The organism is Noviherbaspirillum sedimenti, from assembly GCF_003590835.1.
GTDB classification, from domain to species: Bacteria; Pseudomonadota; Gammaproteobacteria; order Burkholderiales; family Burkholderiaceae_D; genus Paucimonas; species Paucimonas sedimenti.
Window position 1 is genome coordinate 120,075 of record NZ_QYUQ01000002.1, and the last position, 13,849, is coordinate 133,923.

Consider the following 13,849-nt stretch of genomic DNA (forward strand, 5'->3'; position numbering starts at 1 on the left):
AGAAAAACATGCAAGTCATTCTGTTGGAAAAAGTCGTCAATCTCGGCAACCTCGGTGAAGTCGTCAAGGTCAAGGATGGTTACGCCCGTAACTTCCTGATCCCGCAACGCAAGGCCCGTCGCGCCACCCAGACCGCGATCGCCGAATTCGAAGCCAAGCGCGCCGAACTGGAAAAAGTCGCCGCCGAAAAACTGGCAGCAGCGCAAGCCCAGGGCGAGAAGCTGAACGGCCAGACCATCCAGGTTTCGCAAAAGTCCGGTGTTGATGGCCGTCTGTTCGGTTCCGTCACCAACCACGACATCGCTGAAGCCCTGACCAAGCAAGGTTTCGCGGTCGAGAAGTCGCAAGTCCGCCTGCCGCAAGGTCCGCTGAAAATCGCTGGCGAGCACGCTGTTGCAGTGGCCCTGCATACCGACGTCGTCGTCGATATCACGGTTGCCGTGATTGGTGAGCACGCCTGATCGCGCAGTTCAGCTGGTCTGAAGCAGGAAGCCGGGTTCGCCCGGCTTTTTTTACGCCCGTACAACGCCGGCATGGACGGCGCGGCGGCTTTTGGTTATCTTGATTGCATCTGCCAATTTCCTTGTTCGCCATGCCGCCGCCGACCAATTCGCCGCCATCCGAAGTGCAAGCCGAACTGCAGCGTCTGCGCGAGGAAAACGATATGCTCAGGTCACTGGTGCGCGATGCGCCGGTGGCCTTCGTCGCCCTCGACCTGCAGCGCCGCGTCCAGCTGTGGAACCATGCCGCCGAGCGCATTTTTGGCTGGCGCGAAGAGGAAGTGATCGGTAAGCCGCTGCCGCACGTGCCGGCGGCAAGCGAACAGAGCAGCCATGAACTGTACCGGCGTGCGGTCGCCGGCGATTCTGTGCGCGACATCGAGCTCGAACGCATGACCAAGGCTGGCCATGAGGTGCGGGTCAGCCTGTCGACTTCGCCGCTGCGCGACATCACCAACAACATCATCGGCATGGTCGGCGTCTATGACGACATTGACGACTGCACGGCGCCGGAAATCCCCTTTCGTGGCCTGGTCGAACAATCCCTGGTTGGCCTGTACATCATCCAGGATGGCATGTTTCAGTACGTAAATCCGCGATGGGCCGCGATGTTCGGCTATACGCAGCAGGAAATGGCGCCGAGGCTGGTGGCCGACTTTATTGCGCCGCAAGACCGCGCTACTGTCGTGGGCAACCTCGACAGGCGCATTTCCGGCGAAATCACCAGCATCTTCTATCCCTTCAAGGGTTTGCACAAGGATGGCCGCCTGGTTGACATCGAGGTGCAGGGCACGCGTTTCCAGTATCGGGGCCGGCCGGCGGTGATCGGCGTGGGGCTCGATGTTACCGAAGCCCGGCTGCGCGAGGAACAAATCGAGCGCTCGCAGGCGCGCCTGCGCGAGCTGTCGCAGCATCTGCTGACGGTGCGGGAAGAGCAGCGCGGCAAGATCGCACGCGAGCTGCATGACGTGCTGGGCGGCACCTTGACAGCGCTGAAGATGGATATCGGCTGGCTGAAGAAGCACACTACCGAGGCCAGGCTGGCCGCGCGCGCCGATACCATGATGGAACTGGTGCGCGACGCCATCGACACGGTGCGCAAGATATCGGCCGAGTTGCGTCCGGGCGTGCTCGACAATCTCGGCTTGCTGGATGCTATCGAATGGGAAACCGGTCGATTCCGCGAGCGCATGGGCATCGACTGCAAGCTCACGCTGCGGGCGGCGCCGGTGGAAATTGAAGAGGCGGCGGCCATTGCCATTTTCCGGATATTCCAGGAAGCACTGACCAATATCGCCCGTCATGCAGAAGCTACCCGGGTCGAGATCGATGCCGGCCAGGTTGATGGCGTGTTGCTGGTAACGGTGCAAGACAATGGCAAGGGCATTGACCTGCAAGCGGTCAGCAACCGCAAGTCGTACGGCTTGACCGGCATGGCAGAACGGGCGCGGCAATTCGGCGCCAATCTGGAGATTTCCGGTGCGCCTGGCGGCGGCACGCGCGTGCTGTTGCGTTATCCGTTGCCGGCAACGGCGGAAAGGCAAAGAGGGGAAGGGCAATGATCAAGGTGCTGATTGCTGACGACCACAAGATTTTCCGCGCCGGGGTCAAGCGGCTGATCGAGGAAAGTCCGGATATCGAGGTCGCCGGCGAGGCTTGCGACGGCTTCGATGCGATGGCCAAGCTGCGCCAGCAGGACTGGGATGTGGTACTGCTGGATATCAACATGCCCAACAAGAGCGGGCTGGATATCGTGCGGCAGATGAAACAGGAAAAGCCTCGGCTGCCGATCCTGATCCTGTCGATGTACCCGGAAGAGCAGTATGCTGTGCGTGCGCTGAAGGCGGGCGCGGCTGGCTATCTCACCAAGGATTGCGAATCGGACGAATTGATCGCGGCGATCCACAAGGTGGTCAAGGGCGGCCGTTATGCGACCCCCTCCCTGCTGGAAAAACTGCTGTTCGAACTCGATGGCGAACGCGATGCGCCGAAACATCACGCCTTGTCCGCCCGCGAGCACCAGATTTTTGAGCAAATCATCCAGGGCAAGTCATTGACGGAGATCGCCGAGGCGATGGCGATTTCCGTCAAGACGGTCAGCACCTACCGCAGCCGTGTGCTGGAGAAAATGCATATGGAGAACAATGCCGAATTGATCCATTATGCAATCCAGCAGGGTTTGAGCGACTGAGAACCGCAGGGCAGGCTTGTGCCCAGTGCGAAGATACTTCAAAGCACCGGAAGCCTGTGGTTTTTTCCTTTGACGAACAGGCCGCCGCGGGTTTTCAGTATCTTGATCTTGCCTTCGCCCTTGACGTCGATGCAGACTTCATCCGCACTGCTCAAGGCACCCGCCAGGCGCAGGTGCCCATACAGTACGCGATAATTACAGTCTTCGCGAACGATGATGATGCCGGAGTCCATTGCTTGCCCAGAATTGAAGTAAATGATGAAGCGTTCACCCGTCAGGATGTAACGTGATCTTTACATGGTAGGTCGAAATTGTTACCTCACCATGAATGTTTTGTGACATCTAGGTGAATTCCGATAGCTTGCCGCCATCGAACGCCTGTTGTGTAGGAAAAATCCTGCAAATCCTGCTGCGGCCTTCCTACAGGATCTTTAGACAGTTCCGATATTTTCCCGAACCGGTCTCCCGTATTCTGCCGTTCATCCGCACCAGTCCAGGTGCCATGACAATACCAAGGAGACCGCCATGCAGCGCGAAGACATCAACCCGTTCGAACTCGGCCTGGAGCGCAATCCAGCCAATCACGTGGCCTTGTCGCCATTGTCCTTCCTGCGCCGCGCCGCGCAGGTCTATCCGGAATATCCGTCCGTCATCGACGGCGCGCGCCGTTTTACCTGGCGCCAGACCTATGCGCGCTGCCGCCGACTGGCTTCGGCGCTGCGGCAGCTCGGCGTTGGCCAGGGCGACACGGTGGCGATCATGGCGCCGAACGTCACGGCGATGATGGAGGCGCATTTCGGCGTGCCGATGACCGGGGCCGTGCTGAATACGCTGAACGTGCGGCTGGATGCCGAGACTCTGGCCTTCATGCTGCGCCATGGCGAAGCCAGGGTGCTGATCACTGACCGCGAATTTTCTCCCGTGATATCCAGGGCGCTGGCGCTGCTGGATCACAAGCCGGTTGTCATCGATATCGACGACCCGGAATGCCAGGGCGGCGAATTGCTGGGACAGATGGATTATGAAGCGCTGCTCGCCACAGGCGATGCGCAATGCGCCTGGGAATTGCCGGCCGACGAATGGCAGGCAATCACCCTGAGCTATACCTCCGGCACCACCGGCAACCCGAAAGGGGTGGTGTACCACCATCGCGGCGCCTACCTGAATGCGCTCGGCAATGTGCTGGCCTGGAACATGGCGGCGCATCCGGTGTATCTGTGGACATTGCCGATGTTTCATTGCAATGGCTGGTGCTTTCCGTGGACGATTGCGGCGGTCGCCGGCACCCATGTCTGCCTGCGCCGGGTCGAGGCGAAGGCGATCTTTGCGGCAATCCGGGACCATGGCGTCAGCCATTTTTCCGGCGCACCGATCGTGTTGAACGCCATGATCAACGCGCCGGACGACATCAAGGTGCAGGTGACCGACCGTATCGTCGAGTGCACCACCGGCGGCGCTGCGCCGCCGCCGACTGTGATCGAGGGGCTGGAGTCGCTGGGGATGAATGTTACCCAGGTGTATGGCCTGACCGAAGTGTACGGCCCGACAGTCAGTTGCGCCTGGAACCGCGAATGGGATGCGCTGCCGGCAGTCGGGCGGGCGCAGATCAAGGCGCAGCAGGGCGTCTGCTATCACATCCAGGAAGACCTGATGGTGGCCAATCCCGATACCCTGACGCCTTGCCCGATGGATGGCCAGACCATCGGCGAAGTGTTCATGCGCGGCAACGCGGTAATGAAGGGCTATCTGAAAAACGCCGAGGCGACCGCCGAAGCGTTCGCCGGCGGCTGGTTCCACACCGGCGACCTGGGCGTGCTGCATCCGAACGGTTACCTGCAGATCAAGGACCGCTCCAAGGATATCGTGATTTCCGGCGGCGAGAATATTTCCACGATCGAAGTCGAGGATGTGCTGTACCGGCACCCGGCGGTGCTGGAAGCGGCAGTGGTGGCGCGCCCCGATGAAAAATGGGGCGAGACGCCGTGCGCCTTCGTGATGCTGCGGGCGGGCACTGACGCCAGCGAGGCGCAGTTGATTGCCTTTTGCCGGCAACACCTCGCGCACTTCAAGGCGCCCAAGGCGGTGGTGTTCGGCGCCTTGCCGAAGACTTCCACCGGCAAGGTGCAGAAATTCCTGCTGCGTGAACGCGCAAAAGACCTGAAGAAATAACAGCACGCACTTCCATTACTTAAACGAGGAGACATGACATGAAAATGAAAACACTGGCATCGGCGCTGTGCGCCGCACTTGGCGCGCTCGCCATGCAAACGGCCGGCGCCGCCGAGGCGATTTCCGACGGCGTCGTCAAGGTCGGCGTGATGACCGACATGTCCGGGCCGTACTCGGCGCTGGCGGGGCAGGGCAGCGTGCTGGCCGCCAGGATGGCGATCGAGGACATCGGCGGCAAACTGCTCGGCAAGCCGGTCGAGCTGATCTACACCGACCATTTGAACAAGCCGGATGTGGCGGCCAGCAAGGCGCGCGAATGGTTCGACAGCGACAAGGTCGACATGATCGCCGACCTGGTCACTTCGTCGGTCGGCCTGGCGGTGCAGCAGGTGGCGAAGGACAAGAACCGCATCACCATGAATTCCGGCGCGGCCAGCGCCGCCCTGACCAACAAGAACTGTTCGCCGACTGGCGTGCACTGGGTGTATGACACGTTCGCACTGGCCAACGGCACCGGCAATGCGATGGTCAAGGAAGGCAACGATACCTGGTACTTCGTCACCGCCGATTATGCCTTCGGTCATGCGCTCGAAGGCGATGTGTCGAGCGTCGTCAAGGCGGGCGGCGGCAAGGTGCTGGGCGCGGTGCGGCATCCGCTGGCGGCGTCCGACTTTTCTTCCTTCCTGATCTCGGCGCAAAGCTCGGGCGCCAAGGCGATCGGCCTGGCCAATGCCGGCACCGACCTGACCAATGCGATCAAGCAGGCGCGCGAATTCGGCATCAACAAGAAGCAGAAACTGGCTTCCCTGCTGATGTTTGTCACCGATGTGCACAGCCTCGGGCTGGATATGGCGCAGGGGCTGTACCTGACCGAAGGGTTCTACTGGGACCTGGATGACGAGACACGGGCGTGGTCCAAGCGCTTCTTCCTGCGCCACAAGAAAATGCCGACCATGGTGCAGGCGGGCGTGTATTCATCGATGATGCATTACTTCAAGGCGATCAAGGCAGCGGGGACCGACGAGGCGCCGGCAGTGATGGCCAAGATGCGCGAACTGCCGGTGAAGGACTTTTTCGCGAAGAACGGCAAGCTGCGCGCCGATGGCCGCATGGTGCATGACATGTACCTGATGCAGGTGAAGGCGCCGGCCGAATCGAAGTATCCCTGGGATTACTACAACGTTCGCCGCGTGATCCCCGCTGATGAGGCCTTCGCGCCGCTGGGCAAGAGCGAATGCCCGCTGCTGAAAAAATAATCAGGCAGGCCGGGCGCAGTACCGGCCGCCATCGTCGACAGGGAGAATGCATGGGCGGAAAAGACAATATCTTCGAAGTTCTGCAGGCGCAGGACGGTGTGGGGCTGGTGGAAAAGCAGGTGTTTACGATGCCGTCCTATACCACCATCGGCGGCAAAACCATCCGGGACGTGCGCATCGGCTATGAAACCTATGGCACGCTGAATGCCCGCGGCGACAACGCCATCCTGATCGCCCACTACTTTTCCGGGACATCCCATGCGGCCGGCCGCTATGCGACCACTGATACGGAGACCGGTTACTGGGATGCGATCATCGGGCCGGGCAAGGCGATCGACACCGACCGCTATTTCGTGGTCAGCGCCGACACGCTGGCCAATGTCAATGCCGGCGACAGGAACGCGGTCACGACCGGGCCCGCCAGCATTGATCCCGACACCGGCAAGCCTTACGGCATGCGCTTTCCGATCGTGACCATTCGCGATTTTGTCAATGTGCAAAAGGCCCTGGTCGATGCGCTCGGGATCCGCAAACTGCATGCAGTGGCCGGCCCTTCGATGGGATCGATGCAGGCAATCGAATGGGCGGTCGCGTTTCCCGACATGGTGGAGCGCGTCGCCGCCGTCATCCCCGCCGGGTTGGAGGCCGATCCCTACCTGGTCGCCACCCTGAATATCTGGATGGCGCCGATCATGCTCGATCCCGACTGGAACCAGGGCGATTATTACGGTGCCCAGGCGCCGGTCAAGGGACTGGCCGCGACCTTGAAGAACATTATGCTGAATGGCCTGCATCCCGGCTGGGCCAATGCCGCCTGCGGCCGCAAGCCGGCGTTGGCAGCCGACGACATGCTGCGGGATTTTGGCGGCCGATTTCTGATCGAGACAACACTCGAGCAGGTTGGGCTGATGCGCGCGGATATGCTGGATGCCAATTCACTGTTGTATACGGCCAAGGCATGCCAGCTGTTTTCGATCGCTCACCAGGGCACGTTGCAGGATGCGGCACGCGGCATCAAGGGCAAGGTCTTGCTGATGCCAGCGGTATCCGATTTGCTGATGTTGCCGGATTATGCAAGGAAGGCGGCAGAACTGCTGCGTGCTTGCGGCAAGCAGGTGGACTACGTCGAATTGCAAGGCGTTGGCGGTCATTTCGATGGCTTGCAGGCGATCGGGCAAGCCGGATCGGCATTGAGGCATTTCATCGACACATGAGCACGTGCCGCAAGGACGTCGTCAGCGGTCGCCAGGGCGGATGGAAAATTATTGCAATCGCAATTGTTTGCGTCGCGACAGGATTCTTGCACGCTTTTGCGGGAACGCCCCTGCCAATAAGTTGTCTTTGAAATAATTCTGTCACATGGGTGTCATTTTTCGTTGGGCCTGCGGATCGTGGCGACAGGCGAGCGCGGTATAATGCGCGCCATGAATAACCGTGCTGATCCGCAATTAGAAGCCCTTCGTGTCCCGCCCCATTCGATCGAGGCGGAGCAATCTGTTTTAGGTGGTTTGCTGCTTGATAACGCAGCCTATGACCGCATCGCCGACCTCGTCAGCGCCGAAGATTTTTACCGCTACGACCACCGCGTCATCTACCAGCATATTATCAAGCTGATCGCCGCCTCCAGGCCTGCCGACGTCATCACTGTCTATGAAGCGCTGAGCGTCACCGGCAAGGCCGAGGAAGTCGGTGGTCTGTCGTACCTGAACGCGCTGGCGCAAAATACGCCTTCGGCGGCGAACATCCGCCGCTATTCCGAGATCGTTCGCGACCGCGGCGTGCTGCGCAAGCTGATTACCGTGTCCGACGAGATCGCCAGCAGTGCTTTCAACCCGCAAGGCAAGGAAGTCAAGCAGATGCTGGACGAGGCCGAGTCCAAGATCTTCGCTATTGCAGAAGATGGCGCGCGCGGTGCCCAGGGCTTTCTGGAAATCCAGCCGCTGCTGACCCAGGTGGTGGAGCGCATTGACGAACTGTACAACCGCGACAATACCAGCGACGTCACCGGCGTGCCGACCGGCCTGATTGATCTCGACAAGATGACTTCCGGCCTGCAGCCGGGCGATCTGATCATCGTCGCCGGCCGTCCGTCGATGGGCAAGACGGCATTTTCGGTGAATATCGGCGAGAACGTCGCCATCGAAAGCGGTTTGCCGGTGGCGATCTTTTCGATGGAAATGGGCGGCGCCCAGCTGGCCATGCGTATGCTTGGGTCGGTCGGCAAGCTGGACCAGCACCGCCTGCGCACCGGCCGCCTGATCGACGAGGACTGGCCGCGCCTGACGCATGCCATCCAGAAGCTGAACGATGCGCAGATCTTCATCGACGAGACCCCGGCCCTGAATCCGATCGAGTTGCGCGCGCGCGCGCGCCGCCTGTCGCGCCAGTGCGGCAAGCTCGGCCTGATCATCATCGACTACATACAGCTGATGTCAGGCAATTCCCAGGGCGAGAACCGCGCCACCGAAATCTCGGAAATCTCGCGCAGCCTGAAAGGCCTGGCCAAGGAGCTGAATTGCCCGGTGATCGCACTGTCGCAGCTGAACCGCTCGCTGGAGCAGCGCCCCAACAAGCGTCCGATCATGTCCGATCTGCGCGAATCGGGCGCCATCGAACAGGATGCCGACGTGATCCTGTTCGTCTATCGCGACAAGGTCTACAACCCGGACACGCCCGACCAGGATGCCGCCGAGATCATCATCGGCAAGCAGCGTAACGGCCCGATCGGCACGGTGCGCCTGACCTTCCTCGGCCAGTACACCAAGTTCGACAATTACGCCGGCGGCGGCTCGGCGTTCATGGACAACGAATAATAAAAAACAAAGAATAATAATTAACCAATAATTTACAAAGCAGTTATTTCGGAAGAGAGAGTAAGCATGTTCGGACGATTGATGCCCACTGAAGGCAAATTCTTTGATTATTTCAACCAGCACGCGGAGCTTTGCGTCAAAGGCGCCGCCGAGATGGTGGCGATGATGACCAATTTCGATGATCTTGAAAACCGCGTGCACGCGATTGAAAGCATCGAAAAGCAGGCTGACAAGGTGACCCATGTCACCATCGAGATGCTGCACAAGACCTTCATCACGCCGCTCGACCGCGATGACATCCATAGCCTGATCGTGCGCATGGACGATATTCTCGATCTGCTGGAAGACGCTGCGCAAACCGTGTCGCTGTATGACATCAAGGACACCACGCCGGAAGCCAAGCGACTGGCCGAGCTGTGCCTGGCCTCGACGGAAAAAGTCAAGCTGGCGGTCGGCATGCTCCACAACATGGAAAATTCGCACAAGATCCTCGAGATCTGCACCGAGATCGATCGCCTCGAGGCCGATGCCGATCATGTCTTCCGCGCGGCCATGTCCAAGCTGTTCCGCGAAGAGCCTGATGTGCGCAACCTGATCAAGTACAAGGCGATCTACGAAATCCTCGAAACGGTCACCGACCGTTGCGAAGACGTCGCCAACATCCTCCAGGCCATCATCGTCGAAAACGCCTGAGGGTTCCGAGTTCATGCAAACCCTCCAAATCAGTATTTATGTACTGGGATTCCTGGTCCTGCTGGCGCTGCTGTTCGATTTCATGAACGGCTTCCACGATGCCGCGAATGCCATCGCCACGGTGGTCTCGACCGGCGTGCTCAAGCCGCAGAACGCCGTCATGATGGCGGCCTTCTTCAACTTCATCGCCATTTTCGTGTTCCATTTGAGTGTGGCGGCGACGGTCGGCAAGGGCACCATCGATCCGTCGGTGGTCGACCACTATGTGATTTTCGGCGCGCTGGTCGGGGCCATCGCCTGGAATGCGCTGACCTGGTACTACGGCATTCCTTCATCATCGTCGCATGCCCTGATCGGCGGCCTGGTGGGTGCCGCCGTGGCCAAGGCGGGCACCGGCTCGCTGGTGTCGGCCGGTCTGATCAAGATCATCGCCTTCATCGTGCTGTCGCCGTTGCTGGGATTCTTGTTCGGCACACTCATGATGGTGCTGGTGTCCTGGCTGTTCGTGCGCAGCACGCCGGGCAAGGTGGACAAATGGTTCCGCCGCCTGCAACTGGTATCGGCCTCGATGTACAGCCTGGGGCATGGCGGCAATGATGCGCAAAAGACCATGGGCATCATCTGGATGCTGCTGATCGCCGCCGGCGTTACTGCCGCCGACGATCCCATGCCGCCGCTATGGGTGATCGTCAGTTGTTACGCAGCCATCGGCCTTGGCACGCTGTTCGGCGGCTGGCGCATTGTCAAGACCATGGGGCAGAAGATCACCAAGCTCAAACCGGTGGGCGGCTTCTGCGCCGAGACCGGCGGCGCCATCACGCTGTTTCTGGCCACTGCGCTGGGCATTCCGGTGTCCACCACCCACACGATCACTGGCGCCATCGTCGGTGTCGGCTCGGCCAAAAAGACGTCGGCGGTGCGCTGGGGCGTCGCCGGCAACATCGTCTGGGCCTGGATTTTCACCATCCCGGCATCGGCCTTCATGGCAGCGATCGCCTGGTGGGTCGGCACCTTGTTCCTGTAACGCCGCGAAGGCTACGCAAGCCAGCCAGCGTCATAAAAAAAGCCTGCTCCACGTTCGCGGAGCAGGCTTTTTTGTGCCCGCTCGGGGCGGGCCTTACATTACCTTACATTTACAGCACGTCGCTGGCGTAATCAGCCAGGCGCGAGCGTTCGCCGCGCGCCAGGGTGATGTGGCCGCCGTGCTGCCAGCCCTTGAAGCGGTCCACCACATAGGTCAGGCCGCTCGACCCCTCGGTCAGGTAGGGCGTGTCGATCTGCGCGATATTGCCCAGGCAAACGATCTTGGTGCCGGGACCGGCCCGCGTGACCAGGGTCTTCATCTGCTTGGGCGTCAGGTTCTGCGCTTCATCGATGATCAGGAACTTGTTGACGAAGGTGCGTCCGCGCATGAAGTTGAGCGACTTGATCTTGATGCGCGAGCGGATCAGGTCTTGCGTGGCCGCGCGCCCCCATTCGCCGGCGTCGGAATCCGACTTGTTGAGCACTTCGAGGTTGTCGTCGAAGGCGCCCATCCATGGCGACATCTTTTCTTCCTCGGTGCCGGGCAGGAAGCCGATGTCTTCGCCCACCGGCACCGTCACGCGGGTGACGATGATCTCGTTGTAGAGCTTGGTTTCCAGTACTTGCGCCAGGCCCGCCGCCAGCGCCAGCAGGGTCTTGCCGGTGCCGGCCTGGCCGAGCAGGGTGACAAAGTCGCACTCCGGGTTCATCAGGATGTTGAGGGCGAAATTCTGCTCGCGGTTGCGCGCGGTGATGCCCCACACATTGTTCTTGGTGTGGCCGTAGTCGCGCAAGGTCTGGATGACCGCGGTCTTGCCATTGATTTGCCGGACCTGGCCGTAGAAGGATGCTTCGCCATTCTTCGGTTCGAGATAGACGAGCTGGTTGACCAGCATGGACGGCACCTGCGGCCCGGTCAGGCGGTAGAACGTGGCGCTGGCGCCCTGCTTGTTTTCCTGCCAGGATTCCATGCCCTTGCCATGCTTGTTCCAGAAGTCGTCCTGCAATTGCATGACGCCGGAATACAGCAGGTCGGTGTCTTCCAGCACATGGTCGTTGAAGTACTCTTCTGCCGGCAAGCCCAATGCGCGCGCCTTGATGCGCATGTTGATGTCTTTCGACACCAGCACGATCGGACGGCCCGGGTATTCAACTTCGAGGGCACGGATCACCGCGAGGATCTGGTTGTCGCCCTTGCCGATTGGTAGGCCTTCCGGCAATTCGCCGCCCTGCAGCTTGGTCTGGAAGAACAGGCAGCCTTTGGCATCCTTGTTGCCCAGCTTGGCGAGCGGAATGCCGTTCTCGATTTCGTGCTCGCTGGTGCCGCTGACCAGGCCATCCAGGTAGCGCGATACCTGGCGCGCATTGCGGGCGACTTCCGACATGCCTTTCTTGTGGTTGTCGAGCTCTTCCAGGGTGACCATCGGCAGGTAGACGTCATGCTCCTCGAAGCGGAACAGCGCGGTCGGGTCGTGCATCAGGACGTTGGTGTCGAGTACGAACAGCTTGGTCACGCCCAGCTTGTCGCCGACGCGGCTGGCAGCCGATTTGATGCGGGTATCGACGGACTTCTGTTGCGTTACGGCGCGAGGCTTTTCTGCCGGCGGCGTTATCTTGCCGCGAGCGCTCGGGCTTACTGCGGGCGGTGTTGCCGGTGCCGGTGCTGGCGCTGCCTGGACCAGCGCAGCTTTTAACGGTGCAGCTTTTGCCTGCGGCGCTTTTGCCTGTGGCACGGCTGCCAGGGTCAGGGGCTTGGCGGGTTTGCCTTTTTCCAGTTTCGGATAGTCTTTCGGGGAGAGCAGGCTTGCGGGTTTGGCCGGCAATTTTGGCAGGGGCATCAAGACCTCACTTTAAACGTTGGAAAATGACCACTTCGGGAATGGCGTGGCGCAAGCCATGCGGAAGAACAGCGGATAGTGCAGAAGATGAAATAAAAAAAGCCGTTTTGGAGGGCATGTGCCAGCTCCAGGAACGGCTTTCTGTAAGTAAGATTTTTTGGTTTCAAAGACTTAGCGAATCAGCATACGGATCAGGCAAGCGTCTTGACATATTCCAGCACTTCGTCAACGTGTCCGGGGACTTTCACTCCACGCCATTCTTTCACCAATTTGCCGGCGCCGTCAATCACAAATGTACTGCGCTCGATGCCGCGGACCTGTTTGCCATACATCATTTTCTGTTTCATGACGTTAAACTGGCCGCAAACCGCTTCATCCGCATCGGAAATCAGGTCGAACGGCATTTCCAGCTTGCCCTTGAAGTTTTCATGGGAGCGCAGGCTGTCGCGGCTGAGGCCGAAAATTTCCGTATTGGCAGCCTGGAATTCCGGGTACAGGTCGCGAAAGCGCATGCTTTCGGTGGTGCAGCCGGGGGTGTTGTCTTTTGGGTAGAAAAACAGCACCAGCGTCTTGCCGCGGTAATCGGCCAGGGTAAATGTCTGTTCGCCGGTCATCGGCGCGGAAAACTCGGGGACGGTCAGATTGAGTGCGGATAGGCTTTCTGCCACGGGGGATCTCCTGATGGTGGTCGTCTGTGGCCCACAAGGGGGTGAGGGCGAGGGAATGCTTTTATCCGTAGAAAAATGGGGTCGGATTTCCGCGTTTCAAGTCTTTCAATTGAAAAATCGGCACTCAAGCCTGGCTGGCATCCGGCGCATCCTCGAAAATCAGGGCCAACGCCACCCGACGGCCTTCCGCCATCAGGATATTGTAGGTACGACATGCCGCCTGGTTATCCATCGATTCCACGCCAACCCGGCGCCCGGTCAGGGCGGCGGTCAAGCGGGGATGGACGAAGCGCTGGCGGCGGCCGGTGCCGAGGATCACGACATCCGGGGCGGCCGCGTTAATTATTTCGAAATGATCGGTGGCGAGCGCCTCGAAAGATGTCACAGGCCAGGCTTGTGGCGTGGTTTCGGGCATCACGACCAGGCTGTGGCGGAAATACGTGGCATTGATTTCCACGCCGCTGTCATCATAGGCGGTGATGGTCTGGTATTGGCGGGTGTCGGTGGAATGGAGTTTCATGCCATTATTTTACCGCGTCTTCGCACGCCGGTATGGCAGCGCTTCCCATGCTGCCTGTTACGCGCTTTTCATTGATAAATACGGGTAATTTCGGCACAATGGATGCTTTTCGCGCCGCAACATGCGCGCCGATGCCAGCCGCGCCAAAAAAAGGACTGCATCGTACTTTCATGCTTCA

General features: G+C 60.0%; 13 protein-coding genes. 9 read left to right on the forward strand and 4 right to left on the reverse strand.

The window, feature by feature from the left end; translation table 11 throughout:
* Positions 1-8 precede the first annotated feature (8 nt).
* The 3 genes from rplI to D3878_RS00645 all read left to right on the forward strand — a co-directional run bounded on the left by rplI (position 9) and on the right by D3878_RS00645 (position 2,691).
* Positions 9-461: a 50S ribosomal protein L9 gene (gene rplI / locus D3878_RS00635; RefSeq protein ID WP_119783717.1), complete on the forward strand. Its 453-nt coding sequence runs from the start codon at positions 9-11 to the stop codon at positions 459-461.
* Positions 462-565: 104 nt separating this feature from the next.
* Positions 566-2,062, forward strand: a complete 1,497-nt coding sequence (locus D3878_RS00640) for a PAS domain-containing sensor histidine kinase (RefSeq protein WP_147383847.1) — start codon at positions 566-568, stop codon at positions 2,060-2,062.
* Positions 2,059-2,691 (forward strand): response regulator, encoded by a 633-nt coding sequence (locus D3878_RS00645; RefSeq protein WP_119783719.1) that lies wholly within the window; start codon positions 2,059-2,061, stop codon positions 2,689-2,691. Before D3878_RS00640 ends, D3878_RS00645 begins: the two co-directional genes overlap by 4 nt.
* Before the next feature lie 38 nt (positions 2,692-2,729).
* On the opposite strand, the gene D3878_RS00650 is transcribed toward D3878_RS00645, so the two are convergent.
* The gene (locus D3878_RS00650; protein ID WP_119783720.1) at positions 2,730-2,924 is read right to left on the reverse strand and encodes a hypothetical protein; all 195 of its coding nucleotides are present in this window, start codon (positions 2,922-2,924) and stop codon (positions 2,730-2,732) included.
* A gap of 292 nt (positions 2,925-3,216) precedes the next feature.
* On the opposite strand from D3878_RS00650, the gene D3878_RS00655 reads away from it, so the two are divergent.
* The 6 genes from D3878_RS00655 (at position 3,217) to D3878_RS00680 (ending at position 10,646) form a co-directional block, all read left to right on the forward strand.
* Entirely contained in the window at positions 3,217-4,860 is a 1,644-nt protein-coding gene (locus tag D3878_RS00655) for an acyl-CoA synthetase (RefSeq protein WP_119783721.1), read from the forward strand.
* A 38-nt stretch (positions 4,861-4,898) separates the two neighbouring features.
* Positions 4,899-6,116, forward strand: coding sequence for an ABC transporter substrate-binding protein (locus D3878_RS00660; protein WP_119783722.1), 1,218 nt, complete (start codon positions 4,899-4,901; stop codon positions 6,114-6,116).
* A gap of 50 nt (positions 6,117-6,166) precedes the next feature.
* Entirely contained in the window at positions 6,167-7,330 is a 1,164-nt protein-coding gene (locus D3878_RS00665; RefSeq protein ID WP_158592137.1) for an E22 family MetX-like putative esterase, read from the forward strand.
* A gap of 210 nt (positions 7,331-7,540) precedes the next feature.
* Positions 7,541-8,929 carry a replicative DNA helicase gene (locus D3878_RS00670; protein ID WP_420799466.1) on the forward strand — a complete coding sequence of 463 codons (1,389 nt, stop codon included), beginning with the start codon at positions 7,541-7,543 and terminating at the stop codon, positions 8,927-8,929.
* Between the two features lie 66 nt (positions 8,930-8,995).
* A complete protein-coding gene (locus D3878_RS00675) occupies positions 8,996-9,622 on the forward strand; it encodes a DUF47 domain-containing protein (protein ID WP_119783724.1) in 627 nt (208 codons plus the stop codon).
* 13 nt (positions 9,623-9,635) lie between these two features.
* Positions 9,636-10,646: an inorganic phosphate transporter gene (locus tag D3878_RS00680; RefSeq protein WP_119783725.1), complete on the forward strand. Its 1,011-nt coding sequence runs from the start codon at positions 9,636-9,638 to the stop codon at positions 10,644-10,646.
* A 109-nt stretch (positions 10,647-10,755) separates the two neighbouring features.
* Here D3878_RS00680 and D3878_RS00685 read toward each other — a convergent pair whose 3' ends face one another.
* The 3 genes from D3878_RS00685 to D3878_RS00695 form a co-directional block, all read right to left on the reverse strand.
* A complete protein-coding gene (locus tag D3878_RS00685; RefSeq protein WP_119783726.1) occupies positions 10,756-12,483 on the reverse strand; it encodes a PhoH family protein in 1,728 nt (575 codons plus the stop codon).
* Between the two features lie 191 nt (positions 12,484-12,674).
* Positions 12,675-13,151, reverse strand: a complete 477-nt coding sequence (locus tag D3878_RS00690) for a peroxiredoxin (RefSeq protein ID WP_119783727.1) — start codon at positions 13,149-13,151, stop codon at positions 12,675-12,677.
* Between the two features lie 124 nt (positions 13,152-13,275).
* Positions 13,276-13,671: an Mth938-like domain-containing protein gene (locus D3878_RS00695; RefSeq protein ID WP_119783728.1), complete on the reverse strand. Its 396-nt coding sequence runs from the start codon at positions 13,669-13,671 to the stop codon at positions 13,276-13,278.
* Positions 13,672-13,849 lie beyond the last annotated feature (178 nt).

What these genes read in the sequence shown, in the direction of transcription:
- D3878_RS00665 (WP_158592137.1), top strand. Translation starts at nt 6,167, where the DNA reads ATGGGCGGAAAAGACAATATCTTCGAAGTTCTGCAGGCGCAGGACGGT.
- D3878_RS00650 (WP_119783720.1), bottom strand. Translation starts at nt 2,924, where the DNA reads ATGGACTCCGGCATCATCATCGTTCGCGAAGACTGTAATTATCGCGTA.
- D3878_RS00695 (WP_119783728.1), bottom strand. Translation starts at nt 13,671, where the DNA reads ATGAAACTCCATTCCACCGACACCCGCCAATACCAGACCATCACCGCC.
- D3878_RS00680 (WP_119783725.1), top strand. Translation starts at nt 9,636, where the DNA reads ATGCAAACCCTCCAAATCAGTATTTATGTACTGGGATTCCTGGTCCTG.
- D3878_RS00645 (WP_119783719.1), top strand. Translation starts at nt 2,059, where the DNA reads ATGATCAAGGTGCTGATTGCTGACGACCACAAGATTTTCCGCGCCGGG.
- D3878_RS00660 (WP_119783722.1), top strand. Translation starts at nt 4,899, where the DNA reads ATGAAAATGAAAACACTGGCATCGGCGCTGTGCGCCGCACTTGGCGCG.
- D3878_RS00655 (WP_119783721.1), top strand. Translation starts at nt 3,217, where the DNA reads ATGCAGCGCGAAGACATCAACCCGTTCGAACTCGGCCTGGAGCGCAAT.
- D3878_RS00675 (WP_119783724.1), top strand. Translation starts at nt 8,996, where the DNA reads ATGTTCGGACGATTGATGCCCACTGAAGGCAAATTCTTTGATTATTTC.
- rplI (WP_119783717.1), top strand. Translation starts at nt 9, where the DNA reads ATGCAAGTCATTCTGTTGGAAAAAGTCGTCAATCTCGGCAACCTCGGT.
- D3878_RS00685 (WP_119783726.1), bottom strand. Translation starts at nt 12,483, where the DNA reads ATGCCCCTGCCAAAATTGCCGGCCAAACCCGCAAGCCTGCTCTCCCCG.
- D3878_RS00670 (WP_420799466.1), top strand. Translation starts at nt 7,541, where the DNA reads ATGAATAACCGTGCTGATCCGCAATTAGAAGCCCTTCGTGTCCCGCCC.